Origin of the sequence: Pseudomonas sp. RL_105y_Pfl2_101 (genome assembly GCF_963970585.1) — a bacterium.
Taxonomy (GTDB): domain Bacteria; phylum Pseudomonadota; class Gammaproteobacteria; order Pseudomonadales; family Pseudomonadaceae; genus Aquipseudomonas.
In genome coordinates, this window is record NZ_CAXAPG010000003.1 from 162,776 (window position 1) to 176,922 (window position 14,147).

A 14,147-nucleotide genomic window follows, 5' to 3' on the forward strand; every position below is an offset into this window, starting at 1 on the left:
CAGGCAAAAGCGGCGTGCATTGTGCCCGAAAAAGGGGGTTCAAGCCAAGGGGTTCTAGCTTTTAAGCCGAAGGGTTCTAACTCAGGACAACCCACCGCTGGTTAATCAGCAGTTCAATGGGGCGATATTGGGTCTTGTAGTTCATTTTCTTGCAGTTCTTGATCCAGTAGCCCAGGTACACCGCTTCCAGTTCCAGGCGCTGGGCTTCGTTGATTTGCCAGAGGATGGCAAACCGCCCCAGGCTGCGCCGTTCTTCGTCCGGCTCGTAGAAGGTGTACACCGCCGAAAGCCCGTTGGGCAGCAGGTCCGTGACGGCGATGGCGACCAGTCGTCCGTCCAGTCGGAACTCGTAGAACCGGGAAAACGGCAAGTCACGCACCAGGAAGGTCGTGAACTGATCCCGACTGGGCGGGTACATGTCGCCATCGGCATGGCGTTGTTCGATATAGCGCTGGTACAGGTCGAAATATTCTTCGGTGAACTGCGGCTTGGCTGGGCGGACCTGAAGGTCGGCGTTGCGCTTGAAAATGCGTTTCTGCTGGCGATTGGGCAAAAATTGCGCCACAGGGATGCGCGCCGGGACGCAGGCGTTGCAATGCTGGCAATGGGGCCGGTAGAGGTGGTCGCCGCTACGACGAAAGCCCATTTCCGACAGGTCTGCGTAGACATGCACATCCATGGGCTGGCTAGGGTCGAGGAACAGCGTCGTGGCCTGTTCCTCCGGCAGGTAACTGCAAGAGTGGGGCTGAGTGGCATAGAACTTCAAGCGCGCCAACTCGGTCATGATCAACCCTCGGATAAGCTTTTAGATTTAAGTGTAAGCCACGAGCGCGAATGTCGCTCAGCAAACCCAGGTTGCGTGGTTGGGTTGATCCAGGTGGGCCTTGAGATAGCCCGCAAATTCAGTTCGTGGAATCGAGCGGGCGCCCAGGCTGTGCAGATGTTCGGTGGGCATCTGGCAGTCGATCATCACGAAGCCGGCGGCCTTGAGGTGTTGGACCAAGGTGGTGAAGCCCAATTTCGAGGCGTTATCGGCCCGGCTGAACATTGATTCGCCAAAAAACAGCTGCCCCATGGCCAAGCCATACAGGCCGCCCACCAACGCCCCTTGGTCCCACACTTCCACCGAATGGGCGAAACCGCGTCGGTGCAGTTCCAGATAAGCGGTTTGCATGGCGTCGGTGATCCAGGTGCTCTCGGCATAGTCTCGCGGCGCGGCGCAGCCCTGGATGACCGCCGCAAAATCCCGATCGAACGTCACTTCATAGCGCTGCTTGCGCAGCAGTTTACCCAGGCTGCGGGAGACGTGCAGTTCGTCGGGAAATAACACCGTGCGTGGGTCTGGCGACCACCAGAGGATCGGTTGCCCCTCGGAAAACCATGGGAAGCAGCCGTGGCGATAGGCCTGGATCAGCCTGTCGGCGGATAGATCACCACCAGCGGCCAATAACCCATTGGGTTCGCGCATGGCTTTTGCCAGTGGCGGGAACTCGAAGGTGTTGCGTTGTAACCAGGTCAGCATGGGTATCCGGCTTAAGTAGAAGGGGAGGGCGGCAGGTGGCGGGCCTCGTCCATCGGCGAGCGCCCGCCTGGAAGGTTAACCGTCAAGCGGCAGGGATGTCATCGAGATACTTCTCTGCGTCGAGAGCGGCCATGCAGCCGGCACCGGCGGAGGTGATCGCCTGGCGATAGACGTGGTCGGCCACATCGCCAGCGGCGAACACGCCTGCGATATCGGTCGCGGTGGCGTTGCCTTCGCTGCCGCCGCGTACGAGCAGGTAGCCGTCACGCATCTTCAACTGGCCTTGGAACAGCTCGGTATTGGGTTTATGGCCGATAGCAATGAACACCCCGGCCAGGGACAGGGTGCTGGTTTGGCCGGTCTCGCTGTGCCGCAGGCGCGCGCCCGTCACGCCGCTGGCGTCGCCCAGGACTTCATCCAGGTTCTGGTTCCAGTGCAGCTTGATATTGCCGCTGGCGGCCTTTTCGAAGAGTTTGTCCTGCAGGATCTTCTCTGAACGCAGCTTGTCGCGACGGTGGATCAGGTGTACTTCCCGGGCGATATTCGACAGATACAGGGCTTCCTCGACCGCGGTATTGCCGCCGCCGACCACGGCCACCACCTGGTTGCGATAGAAGAATCCGTCGCAGGTCGCACACGCCGAAACCCCTTTGCCGGCGAAGCTGTCTTCCGAAGGCAGCCCCAAGTACTGGGCCGAGGCGCCGGTGGCAATGATCAGCGCATCGCAAGTGTAGGTGCCGCTGTCGCCAATCAATTCGAACGGGCGCTGTTGCAACTTGGCGGTGTGGACGTGGTCGTAGACGATCTGCGTGTCGAAGCGCTCGGCGTGCCGTTGCATGCGCTCCATCAGTACCGGGCCCGTCAGGCCTTCGACATCGCCGGGCCAGTTGTCGACTTCCACCGTGGTGGTGAGCTGGCCACCGGCCTGCAGTCCGGTAATGACAACGGGTTTGAGGTTGGCACGGGCGGCATAGACGGCAGCGCTGTACCCTGCTGGGCCGGAACCGAGAATGATCAGGCGTGAATGCTTCACTTCACTCATAAAAACACCTCATAAGCCTTTGTCACAAAAGAGAATGCATGGTCCAATTAGCGCGTGTGCACCCTGTATCCGGCTATGCTGTCAGGCAATGCCTTGGCGCGGACAAACCCGTACAATGCTTGAGTTTTGAACGCGGGATGGGCTAAAGATCAAATCTTCGGCGATCCCTACGGTTTTCTGGATGCGCCCCACAGTGGTAAAAGTAGTACCGGTTGTGCACATTCACTTTTTTACCTGCTCGTCATGAGCAGTTTTTTATAGTCATTCAACAGATGGACGCGCCGTTGGCGCAGGAAAAGAAGCGTTTTGAAGAAATCCACCGCAGCACCCAAACCAGTCGTTCCGCTCTGGCGCCAGCAATTGCACTACCGGCTCAAGGAAGGTGCGTTGATCGCCATCGGTGCCCTGTGCCTGTTCCTGATGATGGCCCTGCTGACCTACGGCAGGGACGACCCGGGCTGGAGCCATAACAGCAAAATCGACGACGTGCAGAATTTTGGCGGACCGGCCGGCTCCTACAGCGCCGACATCCTGTTCATGGTGCTGGGTTATTTCGCCTACATCTTCCCACTGTTGCTGGCGATCAAGGCCTACCAGATCTTCCGCCAGCGTCACGAGCCGTGGCAGTGGAGCGGCTGGCTGTTCTCCTGGCGCCTGATCGGTCTGGTGTTCCTGGTGTTGTCGGGGGCCGCGCTGGCCCATATCCATTTCCATGCGCCCACCGGTTTGCCGGCCGGGGCGGGCGGTGCGCTGGGCGAAAGCCTCGGCGACCTGGCCAGGAACGCCCTGAACATCCAGGGCAGCACGCTGCTGTTCATCGCCCTGTTCCTGTTCGGCCTGACAGTGTTCACCGACCTGTCCTGGTTCAAAGTCATGGACATCACCGGCAAAATCACCCTCGACCTGATCGAACTGATCCAGGGCGCCATGAATCGCTGGTGGGCGGCACGCACCGAGCGCAAGCAACTGGTGGCGCAACTGCGCGACGTCGACGACCGGGTCCATGACGTGGTAGCCCCGACGACGCCAGACAAGCGCGAGCAGGCCAAGGTCAAGGAGCGCCTGATCGAGCGTGAGCAGGCGTTGAGCAAGCACATGTCCGATCGCGAGAAGCTGGTGCCGCCGGTTATCACCATGGCCCCGGCTAAGCCACCCGAGCAAAGCAAGCGCGTACAGAAAGAGAAACAGGCGCCGCTGTTCGTCGACAGCGCGGTGGAAGGCACCTTGCCGCCAATCTCGATCCTGGACCCGGCCGAGAAGAAACAACTCAACTATTCCCCTGAATCCCTGGCGGCCGTCGGCCATTTGCTGGAGATCAAGCTCAAGGAATTCGGCGTCGAGGTCTCGGTGGACTCGATCCACCCGGGCCCGGTCATTACCCGCTACGAAATCCAGCCGGCCGCCGGCGTGAAGGTCAGCCGCATCGCCAACCTCGCGAAGGACCTGGCGCGTTCCCTGGCCGTGACCAGCGTGCGGGTGGTGGAAGTGATTCCTGGCAAGACCACCGTGGGCATCGAGATCCCCAACGAAGACCGGCAGATCGTGCGCTTCTCCGAAGTGCTTTCGACGCCTGAGTATGACAACCACAAGTCGCCGGTCACTCTGGCCCTGGGCCACGACATCGGCGGCAAGCCGGTCATTACTGACCTGGCGAAAATGCCCCACCTGCTGGTGGCCGGTACCACCGGTTCCGGTAAGTCGGTGGGCGTGAACGCGATGATCCTGTCGATCCTGTTCAAGTCCGGCCCGGAAGACGCCAAGCTGATCATGATCGACCCGAAAATGCTCGAGCTGTCGATCTACGAGGGCATTCCGCACCTGCTGTGCCCGGTGGTCACCGACATGAAGGACGCCGCCAACGCCTTGCGCTGGAGCGTCGCCGAGATGGAGCGCCGCTACAAGCTGATGGCGAAGATGGGCGTGCGCAACCTGTCGGGCTTCAATGCCAAGGTCAAGGAAGCCGAAGAAGCCGGTACGCCGTTGAGCGACCCGCTGTATCACCGCGAAAATATCCATGACGAAGCGCCGCTGCTGCACAAGCTGCCGACCATCGTGGTGGTGGTGGACGAATTCGCCGACATGATGATGATCGTTGGCAAGAAGGTCGAAGAGCTGATCGCCCGTATTGCCCAGAAGGCCCGTGCGGCTGGTATTCACCTGATCCTCGCCACACAGCGGCCGTCGGTGGATGTGATCACCGGCCTGATCAAGGCGAACATCCCGACCCGCATGGCGTTCCAGGTGTCGAGCAAGATCGATTCGCGGACCATCATCGACCAGGGTGGCGCCGAGCAGTTGCTTGGCCACGGTGACATGCTCTACATGCCGCCGGGCACGAGCCTGCCGATTCGTGTGCACGGCGCGTTCGTCTCCGACGACGAAGTGCACCGCGTGGTGGAAGCCTGGAAGCTGCGCGGCGCCCCTGAATACAACGACGACATCCTCAACGGTGTCGAAGAAGCTGGCAGCGGTTTCGAGGGTAGCAGTGGCGGCGGTGACGACGATGCTGAAACCGATGCGCTCTATGACGAAGCGGTGCAGTTCGTCCTGGAGAGCCGTCGGGCCTCGATTTCCGCCGTTCAGCGCAAGCTGAAGATTGGCTACAACCGCGCCGCCCGCATGATCGAAGCCATGGAAATGGCCGGGGTGGTGACGGCCATGAACACCAACGGCTCGCGCGAAGTACTGGCGCCGGGCCCGATGCGCGACTAACGACCCGGGCGGCCTGCTGAAGCGCCGCTCGACCCCCACGACTTCATGAGGACTCCCATGCGCCTGATTCGCATGTTGCTGTTGCCCGTACTGGCCCTGACCACCTTGTCGGCCCACGCCGATGAAAAGGACGTGGCCCGCCTGACCCAGTTGCTGGAGCGCTCCCAGACCCTGACCGCACGTTTCTCCCAACTGACCCTCGATGGCGGCGGCACCCAGTTGCAGGAAACCGCCGGCGACATGGCCCTGCAGCGTCCGGGCCTGTTCTACTGGCACACCGATGCGCCAGCCGAACAACTGATGGTCTCCGATGGCAAGAAAGTCTCCCTGTGGGACCCGGACCTGGAGCAGGTCACCATCAAGACCCTCGACCAGCGCCTGACCCAGACGCCGGCGCTGCTGCTCTCGGGCGACATCTCCAAGATTGGCCAGAGCTTCGACATCAGTGCCAAGGAAGCCGGTGGCGTGATTGACTTCACCCTCAAGCCCAAGACCAAGGACAGCCTGTTCGACAGCCTGCGCCTGTCGTTCCGTAACGGCCTGGTCAACGACATGCAACTGATCGACAGTGTCGGCCAGCGCACCAATATCCTGTTCACCGGGGTCAAGGCCAACGAGCCGATCGCCGCGTCCAAGTTCAAGTTCGAAATCCCCAAGGGGGCGGATGTGATCCAGGAGTAACCCAAGGCCCCTGTGGGAAAAGGTCTGTGGGAGCAAGGCTTGCCCGCGATTGCATCGCCTCGGTCCGCCAGATGCACCGAGGTGCCTGTATCGCGGGCAAACCTTGCCCCCACAGATCTGCTCCGGCAGAGATCATCGGCACCAGGATTCAGCGGAGGTTGCATAAGTTGTGATGGACCTGTTTCGAAGCGCCCCGATTGCCCAGCCATTGGCCGCCCGCCTGCGTGCGACCAACCTGGATGAGTACGTCGGCCAGGAACATGTGCTCGCCCGCGGCAAACCTCTGCGCGAGGCCTTGGAGCAGGGTGCGTTGCATTCGATGATCTTCTGGGGGCCGCCGGGCGTGGGCAAGACCACCCTGGCGCGACTGCTGGCGGAAGTCTCGGATGCCCACTTCGAAACGGTGTCGGCGGTGCTGGCCGGGGTCAAGGAAATCCGCCAAGCGGTGGAAGTGGCCAAGCAGCAGGCCGGGCAATACGGCAAGCGCACGATCCTGTTCGTCGACGAAGTCCACCGCTTCAACAAGTCCCAACAGGACGCATTCCTGCCCTACGTCGAAGACGGCACGCTGATTTTCATCGGTGCGACCACCGAAAACCCCTCGTTCGAACTCAACAACGCCTTGCTGTCACGGGCGCGGGTCTATGTGCTCAAGAGCCTCGACGAGGCGGCGATGCGCAAGCTGGTGCATCGCGCGCTGACTGAGGAACGTGGCCTGGGCAAGCGGCATTTGAGCCTCAGCGATGAAGGCTTCCAGATCCTGTTCTCAGCCGCCGATGGTGATGGTCGACGCTTGCTCAACCTGCTGGAAAACGCCTCGGACCTGGCCGAAGACAACAGCGAGATCGACGTCGAGCTGCTGCAAAGCCTGTTGGGCGACACCCGCCGACGCTTCGACAAGGGCGGCGAGGCCTTCTACGACCAGATTTCGGCGCTGCACAAATCCATCCGCGGCTCCAACCCTGACGCGGCCTTGTATTGGTTCGCGCGCATGATCGACGGCGGTTGTGATCCGTTGTACCTGGCGCGGCGGGTGGTGCGCATGGCCAGCGAAGACATCGGCAATGCCGACCCGCGGGCCCTGAGCCTGTGCCTGGCGGCCTGGGACGTGCAGGAGCGCCTCGGCAGCCCGGAGGGCGAGCTTGCCGTGGCCCAGGCGATCACGTATCTGGCGTGCGCGCCGAAAAGCAATGCCGTGTACATGGGCTTTAAGGCGGCGATGCGCAGCGCCGCCGAGCACGGGTCCCTCGAGGTGCCGCTGCACCTGCGCAACGCGCCGACCAAGCTCATGAAGCAGCTGGGCTACGGCGAAGAATACCGTTACGCCCATGACGAGCCGGACGCCTATGCCGCCGGTGAAGACTATTTTCCTGATGCGCTCGAACCCCAGCGCTTCTATCAGCCGGTGCCCCGTGGCCTGGAGCTGAAGATCGGCGAGAAGCTCAACCACTTGGCGCAACTGGACCGCTTGAGTCCACGGCAACGGAGAATACCTTGATCCCCTTGATTCTTGCAGTTTGCGCCGGTGGCGTTGCGGGTACGTTGGTGCGCTTCGCGACCGGCAACTGGATCAACGCAAATTGGCCGCGGCACTTCTATACCGCGACGCTGACCGTTAATATCGTGGGCTGTCTGCTGATCGGTGTTCTATACGGTCTGTTTTTGATGCGCCCGGAAGCGCCGATCGAGGTGCGTGCGGGCCTGATCGTCGGCTTTCTTGGCAGCCTGACGACCTTTTCATCCTTTTCACTGGATACGGTGCGCCTGCTGGAAAGCGGGCAAGTGCCGCTGGCCCTGGGCTATGCGGCCATCAGCGTATTCGGCGGGCTGCTCGCTACCTGGGCTGGCCTGTCCTTGACCAAACTTTGATAACGAGAGACCGACATGCTCGATTCCAAACTGTTACGTAGCAACCTTCAGGACGTAGCGGACCGCCTGGCTTCCCGTGGCTTTGCCCTGGACGTCGCGCGCATCGAAGCGCTGGAAGAACAGCGCAAGACCGTCCAGACCCGCACCGAAGCCCTGCAGGCTGAACGTAACGCGCGCTCCAAGTCCATCGGCCAGGCCAAGCAACGCGGTGAAGACATCGCGCCGCTGATGGCCGATGTCGAGCGCATGGCGGGCGAATTGAGCGCCGGCAAGGTCGAGCTGGACGCGATCCAGACCGAATTGGATTCGATCCTGCTGGGCATCCCGAACCTGCCTCACGAGTCGGTACCCGTCGGTGAAGACGAAGAGGGCAACGTCGAAGTACGCCGGTGGGGCACGCCGAAAGCCTTCGATTTCCCCGTGCAGGACCACGTGGCCCTGGGTGAGAAATTCGGCTGGCTGGACTTTGAAACCGCCGCCAAGCTGTCGGGTGCCCGTTTTGCCTTGCTGCGCGGGCCGATTGCCCGTCTGCACCGGGCCCTGGCGCAGTTCATGATCAACCTGCACGTCACCGAGCACGGCTACGAAGAGGCCTACACACCGTACCTGGTCCAGGCCCCGGCCCTGCAAGGCACTGGCCAGTTGCCGAAGTTCGAGGAAGACCTGTTCAAGATCAGCCGCGAAGGCGAGGCCGACCTGTACCTGATCCCAACTGCCGAAGTGTCGCTGACCAACATCGTGGCCGGCGAAATCATCGATGCCAAGCAACTGCCGATCAAATTCGTCGCCCACACGCCGTGCTTCCGCAGTGAAGCCGGGGCGTCGGGCCGTGACACCCGTGGCATGATCCGCCAACACCAGTTCGACAAGGTCGAGATGGTGCAGATCGTCGAGCCGTCGGTGTCCATGGAAGCATTGGAAGGCCTGACCGCCAACGCCGAGAAAGTCCTGCAAATGCTGGAGCTGCCGTATCGCACCCTGGCGCTGTGCACCGGTGACATGGGCTTTAGTGCGGTCAAGACCTACGACCTGGAAGTCTGGATCCCGAGCCAGGACAAGTACCGCGAGATTTCCTCGTGCTCCAACTGTGGCGACTTCCAGGCGCGGCGCATGCAGGCGCGTTTCCGCAACCCGGAAACCGGCAAGCCGGAACTGGTCCACACCCTCAATGGCTCCGGCCTGGCGGTGGGTCGTACCCTGGTGGCCGTGCTGGAAAACTACCAGCAGGCCGACGGTTCGATCCGTGTGCCCGAGGTGTTGAAGCCCTACATGGGCGGCATCGAGGTCATCGGCTAAATGGACTATTTGCCACTGTTCCACAACCTGCGCGGCAGCCGCGTGCTGGTGGTCGGCGGCGGGGAGATTGCCTTGCGCAAGTCCCGCCTGCTGGCCGATGCCGGCGCGTTGCTGCGGGTGGTCGCACCCGACATCGAACCGCAGTTGCGGGAACTGGTCAGTGGCAGCGGCGGTGAATGCATCCTGCGTGGTTACGTCGAAGCGGACCTGGACGGCTGCGGTTTGGTCATCGCCGCCACCGACGACGAACCGCTCAATGCCCAGGTCTCGGCCGATGCTCATAAGCGTTGCGTGCCGGTCAACGTGGTGGACGCGCCAGCCCTGTGCAGCGTGATCTTCCCAGCGATTGTCGACCGCTCACCCTTGGTGATCGCGGTGTCCAGCGGTGGCGACGCGCCGGTGCTGGCGCGGCTGATCCGGGCCAAGCTGGAAACCTGGATTCCGTCGACCTACGGGCAACTGGCCGGGCTGGCGGCGCGTTTTCGCGGCCAGGTCAAAGGTTTGTTTCCCGACGTGCAGCAACGACGGGCGTTCTGGGAGGACGTGTTCCAGGGCCCTATCGCCGATCGGCAACTGGCCGGGCAGGGGGCTGAAGCCGAGCGCCTGCTGCGGGACAAGATCGACGGCCAGGCGCCGAACGCGTCGGGTGAAGTTTATCTGGTGGGGGCCGGGCCGGGTGATCCGGACCTGCTGACCTTCCGCGCCTTGCGCTTGATGCAGCAGGCGGACGTGGTGTTGTACGACCGCCTGGTGGCACCGGCAATCCTGGAACTGTGCCGGCGCGACGCCGAACGGATCTACGTCGGCAAGCGCCGCTCCGAACACGCGGTCCCCCAGGATCAGATCAATCAGCAATTGGTCGACCTGGCCCGTCAGGGCAAGCGCGTGGTGCGGTTGAAAGGCGGCGACCCGTTCATCTTTGGTCGTGGCGGCGAAGAGATTGAGGAACTGGCAGCCCATGGCATCCCGTTCCAGGTCGTCCCAGGCATCACCGCGGCCAGTGGTTGCGCGGCCTACGCCGGGATCCCGCTGACCCATCGCGATTACGCTCAATCGGTGCGTTTCATCACCGGCCATCTCAAGGACGGCACCAGCGACTTGCCATGGGCCGACCTGGTGTCCCCGGCCCAGACGCTGGTGTTCTACATGGGCTTGGTCGGCCTGCCGATGATCTGCAGCGAGCTGATCAGGCATGGCCGTGCGGCGGATACGCCAGCGGCGTTGATCCAGCAGGGCACGACGTCCAATCAGCGGGTCTTTACCGGCACTTTGGCGGACTTGCCACGGCTGGTGGCCGAGCACGAAGTGCATGCGCCGACCCTGGTGATTGTCGGGGAAGTGGTGCAACTGCGCGAGAAACTGGCATGGTTTGAAGGGGCTCAGGGGCAGGTCTGAAGACCGCGTCGCCTCCAAACGCGAGCAGGTTCGCTCCCACAATGGACCGTGTACAACCGCAGATCCATGGTTGAACAACCATCAAATGTGGGAGCTAGCCTGCTCGCGATTAGCCTTCTGAGGCAATAAAGATCTCAGATCAGCTCTCAGCCCCACGCCAAATCCCTTTCCCACTCAACCTTCCCCGATCATGGGCGACTGTAAAGTCCTGCTTCGGCCCCTTGGGCACAATCCCATTGGGGTTGATGGTCTTGTGGCTGGCGTAGTAATGGCCCTGGATATGGGGGAAGTCCACGGTCTCGCCAATGCCCGGCCACTGGTACAACTCTGGCAGCCAGTTCGACAGGTTCGGATAATCGGCGATGCGCCGCAGGTTGCACTTGAAGTGACCGAAATACACCGCGTCGAAGCGGATGATCGTAGTGAACAGACGGATGTCGGCCTCGGTCAGGTATTCGCCAGCCAGATAACGGCGGGTTGCCAGCAATGCCTCCAGCCAATCCAGTTCGGCAAATAACCGGTCGAAGGCTTCTTCATAGGCCGCTTGGGTCGTGGCGAATCCGGCACGGTACACACCGTTGTTCACCGCCGGGTAGATCCGTTCGTTCAGGGCGTCGATATCGCGGCGCAAGTGTTCGGGATACAGGTCCAGGTCGTTGCCGGTCACGCCGTCGAAGGCGCTGTTGAACATGCGGATGATTTCCGCCGATTCATTGTTGACGATGCGCTGTTGGCGTTTGTCCCAAAGGATCGGAACCGTGACGCGGCCAGTGTAGTCCGGCGTGTCGGCCGTGTAGCGCTGATGCAGGAAGCTCAGGTTGTCGAGGTTGTCGCCAGTGGAACCGTGGGCCTTGTCGAAGGTCCAGCCGTTTTCCAGCATCAGGTAGCTGACTACCGACACATCGATCAAGTCTTGCAGGCCCTTGAGCTGGCGCAAGATCAGCGTGCGGTGCGCCCAGGGACAGGCCAGGGAGACATACAAATGGTAGCGCCCGGCCTCGGCGGCAAAACCGCTGTCGCCCGAGGGGCCGGCGCTGCCGTCGGCGGTCACCCAGTGACGGCGCTGCGCCTGTTCGCGCTGGAAGGTGCCGTCCTTGCTTTCATACCACTGGTCCTGCCAGCGGCCCTCGACCAACAAACCCATTTGGATGTCCTCGCTCAATGGTCATTGGAGGCGAGTTTATTCCTATGATTCGAAATTAAAGAGATTCGAACTAAAAGCGCAAAGGTCCGGCGATTAATGAGGTTAAATCGAACGATCCCGGGCATCCCAATACTGCCGGGCTTTGTCGAACGCTTCTTCGCGAGCCAGGCCCAGGCCACGCAAGGCCAGGGCCATGGTGGCGATCAGCGCCAGTTGTGGGTAGCTGTCTTCGACGTCACCGCGCCAGATCGCTTTCAAGTGCTCGGGATCGAGGTTTTCCGGTTTGACGTGGCGCTGCTCGGCCAGTCGCGGCCATTCTTCGTCCCAGCTGACGCCGCCGGTGGTGCCGTACAGGTGGCTGTCGGCGTCCGGGTTGATCTCGATCTCGCCGCCGTCGCCCTTGATGACGATAGCGCTATCACCGAGCAAACCGCTGGCATCGCGATGCACGGCCTGGTAGCCCGGGTGAAAGATGCTTTGCAAGCCGCAACGAGCGGCCAGCGGGTTGAGGATCCGTGCCAGGGAATGGATCGGCGAGCGCAGGCCCAGGGTGTTGCGCAGGTCGATCATCCGCTGCATTTGCGGCGCCCAATCCACCAGTGGCATGAAGGCCAGGCCGCCGTTGTCCAGCGCACTGCCGACCTGCCGCCAATCCCGGCACAGCGGGATATGCAACAAGCCCAGCAATTGTTCGGTGTAGAGCCGGCCTGCCGTGTGAGCGCCGCCGCCGTGCATGAAGATCCGCACGCCGTTCTGCCCAAGGCATTTGGCCGCCAGCAGGTACCACGGCAAATGGCGTTTCTTGCCGGCGTAGGTCGGCCAGTCGAGGTCCACCGCCAACGCCGGGACCACCAGGCGTTCACGCAGCGCTTCGGTGAAACCGGCCATCTCCTCGGCGCTTTCTTCCTTGTGTCGCAGCAGCATCAGAAAGGCGCCAAGCTGGGTGTCCTCAACCTTTTCGTCGAGCACCAGGCCCATGGCTTCGCGGGCTTCTTCGCGGGTCAGGTTGCGGGCGCCGCGCTTGCCTTTGCCAAGGATGCGCACGAACTGGGCGAACGGGTGTTCGGCCGGGGTCTCAAGGGTCAGCGATGGGAAGTCGGTCATAAGCAATTCGTCGGTTTGGGCAGGCCCGCCAGTTTGGCGGCGAGTTTGGCGGGAGTGCCTTTGAACAGTCGGTTCAGGTGCAGGCTATTGCCTTTGTCCGCGCCCAGTTTCAGCGCCGTGTACTTGATCAGCGGCCGGGTCGCGGGGGAGAGCTGGAATTCGTTGTAGAAGCCGCGTAGCAGTTCGAGGATCTCCCAGTGTTCGGGGCCCAGCTCGATGTCTTCGGCGGTTGCCAGGGCGGTGGCGACCTCGGCCGACCAATCGTCAAGGTCGGCCAGGTAGCCGTCCTTGTCCAGTGCGATGGCGCGCTCGCCCACGGTCAGCGTCTTCATAGCCAGGTGTTGACCTTGTCGTGCTCGATCGACAGCTCGACGAAACCTGAGTAGTTGATGGCTTCGGCCCAGTCTGGCGTGTCCAGGGCGCGGGCCTGGAGGTCTTCGGCGAGCACGAACAGGTTCACGCCAGCAGCCAGTAGCACTTCAAACGGTGGGCTGCCCGGTTGCAACGCGTACGTCGCGTCGCCGCACAGCAGCAGCGCATCCTGGTTGCCCAGTACCCGCATGCAGCTGGCGAGGCGGTTATCGCCGAAGGGCGAATGAGACAACACATGCAAAGTCGACATCAGAGGGTGATCACCTGGTCGTAACGATCGATGAGCGCGGCGATTTGCGGCGCGGTCAGTGCTTTCACATCGCCCAGCGCCAGGGTGTCGGTGTCGACACCACGTTCGGCGGCGCTGTCGGCGCAGAGGAACAGGTCCTCGACGCCGAACATCGGCAACGCCTGCAGGTTGGCGCTCAGGTCTTTTTGCTGGACCGCCTTGGCGTTTTGGCCGGCCGTGAGCTGGAACACCCCGTCATCGAGAAACAGCAGGCCGATGGGCAGGTCGAATGCACCGCCGGCCAGGACGATGTCCAGCGCTTCACGGGCGCCGGGGCCCGACCATGGGGCTTGGCGGCTGATGAGCAATACAGACTTGGCCATTACGCGCCTCCAAAGCAGATCAAACGGTCGGCGTCCTGGATTGCATCGTGCAACTGGCCCAGCCCGGACAAGGCCCAGGGCGCCTCGACGCTAACCGCCGAACGCTGGTAGCGCTGGGCTTCTTCCTCGTTCAACACCCCACGGCGCAACGCCGCCGCGATGCAGACCACGCCGTCGAGCTGGTTGTCGCTGACAAAGGTTCGCCACTGCTGGGGCAGGTCCTGTTCGTCCTGGGGCGTGACGACACTGGCGCAGGCGTTATAGACGCCGTCCTGATAGAAAAACAGCCGCACGATCTCATGCCCGCCCGCCAGCGCAGCCTGGGCAAACAGCAAGGCACGGCGCGAGGAGGGCGCATGGGCGGCGGAAAACAAAGCGATGGCGAACTTCATGACAGA

15 protein-coding genes are annotated in these 14,147 nt (G+C 62.1%); 6 read left to right on the plus strand and 9 right to left on the minus strand.

What is annotated here, in order from left to right:
• Positions 1–76 precede the first annotated feature (76 nt).
• The 3 genes from AACY31_RS05620 to trxB form a co-directional block, all read right to left on the minus strand.
• On the minus strand, positions 77–784 hold the full coding sequence (locus AACY31_RS05620) for an arginyltransferase (RefSeq protein WP_339481769.1): 708 nt from the start codon (positions 782–784) through the stop codon (positions 77–79).
• A gap of 57 nt (positions 785–841) precedes the next feature.
• Entirely contained in the window at positions 842–1,522 is a 681-nt protein-coding gene (aat, locus tag AACY31_RS05625) for a leucyl/phenylalanyl-tRNA--protein transferase (RefSeq protein ID WP_339504083.1), read from the minus strand.
• Positions 1,523–1,604: 82 nt separating this feature from the next.
• Positions 1,605–2,564 (minus strand): thioredoxin-disulfide reductase, encoded by a 960-nt coding sequence (gene trxB, locus AACY31_RS05630; protein ID WP_339493051.1) that lies wholly within the window; start codon positions 2,562–2,564, stop codon positions 1,605–1,607.
• A gap of 306 nt (positions 2,565–2,870) precedes the next feature.
• Between trxB and AACY31_RS05635 the strand changes: the two genes are divergently transcribed.
• The 6 genes from AACY31_RS05635 to cysG all read left to right on the plus strand — a co-directional run bounded on the left by AACY31_RS05635 (position 2,871) and on the right by cysG (position 10,517).
• Complete coding sequence (locus tag AACY31_RS05635; RefSeq protein WP_339481765.1) at positions 2,871–5,276, plus strand: DNA translocase FtsK; 2,406 nt, start codon at positions 2,871–2,873, stop codon at positions 5,274–5,276.
• 57 nt (positions 5,277–5,333) lie between these two features.
• Positions 5,334–5,957, plus strand: coding sequence for an outer membrane lipoprotein chaperone LolA (gene lolA, locus AACY31_RS05640; RefSeq protein ID WP_339481764.1), 624 nt, complete (start codon positions 5,334–5,336; stop codon positions 5,955–5,957).
• A gap of 172 nt (positions 5,958–6,129) precedes the next feature.
• Entirely contained in the window at positions 6,130–7,455 is a 1,326-nt protein-coding gene (locus AACY31_RS05645; RefSeq protein WP_339481763.1) for a replication-associated recombination protein A, read from the plus strand.
• Complete coding sequence (crcB, locus tag AACY31_RS05650) at positions 7,452–7,826, plus strand: fluoride efflux transporter CrcB (RefSeq protein WP_339481762.1); 375 nt, start codon at positions 7,452–7,454, stop codon at positions 7,824–7,826. The genes AACY31_RS05645 and crcB overlap by 4 nt, the downstream gene beginning before the upstream one ends.
• Positions 7,827–7,841: 15 nt before the next feature.
• Positions 7,842–9,122 carry a serine--tRNA ligase gene (serS, locus tag AACY31_RS05655; RefSeq protein WP_339481761.1) on the plus strand — a complete coding sequence of 427 codons (1,281 nt, stop codon included), beginning with the start codon at positions 7,842–7,844 and terminating at the stop codon, positions 9,120–9,122.
• Positions 9,123–10,517: a siroheme synthase CysG gene (gene cysG, locus AACY31_RS05660; protein WP_339481760.1), complete on the plus strand. Its 1,395-nt coding sequence runs from the start codon at positions 9,123–9,125 to the stop codon at positions 10,515–10,517.
• 139 nt (positions 10,518–10,656) lie between these two features.
• Here the strand turns inward: cysG and AACY31_RS05665 are convergent, their stop codons facing one another.
• From AACY31_RS05665 to tusD, 6 genes are all read right to left on the minus strand, one after another.
• On the minus strand, positions 10,657–11,661 hold the full coding sequence (locus tag AACY31_RS05665) for a glutathione S-transferase family protein (RefSeq protein ID WP_339481759.1): 1,005 nt from the start codon (positions 11,659–11,661) through the stop codon (positions 10,657–10,659).
• Between the two features lie 102 nt (positions 11,662–11,763).
• Entirely contained in the window at positions 11,764–12,765 is a 1,002-nt protein-coding gene (locus AACY31_RS05670; protein WP_339481758.1) for a glycosyl transferase family protein, read from the minus strand.
• Complete coding sequence (locus AACY31_RS05675) at positions 12,762–13,097, minus strand: TusE/DsrC/DsvC family sulfur relay protein (RefSeq protein WP_339481756.1); 336 nt, start codon at positions 13,095–13,097, stop codon at positions 12,762–12,764. The genes AACY31_RS05670 and AACY31_RS05675 overlap by 4 nt, the downstream gene beginning before the upstream one ends.
• The gene (gene tusB / locus AACY31_RS05680; protein WP_339481754.1) at positions 13,094–13,387 is read right to left on the minus strand and encodes a sulfurtransferase complex subunit TusB; all 294 of its coding nucleotides are present in this window, start codon (positions 13,385–13,387) and stop codon (positions 13,094–13,096) included. The genes AACY31_RS05675 and tusB overlap by 4 nt, the downstream gene beginning before the upstream one ends.
• Positions 13,387–13,749, minus strand: coding sequence for a sulfurtransferase complex subunit TusC (gene tusC / locus AACY31_RS05685; RefSeq protein ID WP_339481752.1), 363 nt, complete (start codon positions 13,747–13,749; stop codon positions 13,387–13,389). The genes tusB and tusC overlap by 1 nt, the downstream gene beginning before the upstream one ends.
• A complete protein-coding gene (gene tusD, locus AACY31_RS05690; protein ID WP_063325040.1) occupies positions 13,749–14,141 on the minus strand; it encodes a sulfurtransferase complex subunit TusD in 393 nt (130 codons plus the stop codon). The genes tusC and tusD overlap by 1 nt, the downstream gene beginning before the upstream one ends.
• Positions 14,142–14,147 lie beyond the last annotated feature (6 nt).

What these genes read in the sequence shown, in the direction of transcription:
- AACY31_RS05620 (WP_339481769.1), bottom strand. Translation starts at nt 784, where the DNA reads ATGACCGAGTTGGCGCGCTTGAAGTTCTATGCCACTCAGCCCCACTCT.
- aat (WP_339504083.1), bottom strand. Translation starts at nt 1,522, where the DNA reads ATGCTGACCTGGTTACAACGCAACACCTTCGAGTTCCCGCCACTGGCA.
- trxB (WP_339493051.1), bottom strand. Translation starts at nt 2,564, where the DNA reads ATGAGTGAAGTGAAGCATTCACGCCTGATCATTCTCGGTTCCGGCCCA.
- lolA (WP_339481764.1), top strand. Translation starts at nt 5,334, where the DNA reads ATGCGCCTGATTCGCATGTTGCTGTTGCCCGTACTGGCCCTGACCACC.
- AACY31_RS05645 (WP_339481763.1), top strand. Translation starts at nt 6,130, where the DNA reads ATGGACCTGTTTCGAAGCGCCCCGATTGCCCAGCCATTGGCCGCCCGC.
- serS (WP_339481761.1), top strand. Translation starts at nt 7,842, where the DNA reads ATGCTCGATTCCAAACTGTTACGTAGCAACCTTCAGGACGTAGCGGAC.
- cysG (WP_339481760.1), top strand. Translation starts at nt 9,123, where the DNA reads ATGGACTATTTGCCACTGTTCCACAACCTGCGCGGCAGCCGCGTGCTG.
- AACY31_RS05665 (WP_339481759.1), bottom strand. Translation starts at nt 11,661, where the DNA reads ATGGGTTTGTTGGTCGAGGGCCGCTGGCAGGACCAGTGGTATGAAAGC.
- AACY31_RS05670 (WP_339481758.1), bottom strand. Translation starts at nt 12,765, where the DNA reads ATGACCGACTTCCCATCGCTGACCCTTGAGACCCCGGCCGAACACCCG.
- AACY31_RS05675 (WP_339481756.1), bottom strand. Translation starts at nt 13,097, where the DNA reads ATGAAGACGCTGACCGTGGGCGAGCGCGCCATCGCACTGGACAAGGAC.
- tusB (WP_339481754.1), bottom strand. Translation starts at nt 13,387, where the DNA reads ATGTCGACTTTGCATGTGTTGTCTCATTCGCCCTTCGGCGATAACCGC.
- tusC (WP_339481752.1), bottom strand. Translation starts at nt 13,749, where the DNA reads ATGGCCAAGTCTGTATTGCTCATCAGCCGCCAAGCCCCATGGTCGGGC.
- tusD (WP_063325040.1), bottom strand. Translation starts at nt 14,141, where the DNA reads ATGAAGTTCGCCATCGCTTTGTTTTCCGCCGCCCATGCGCCCTCCTCG.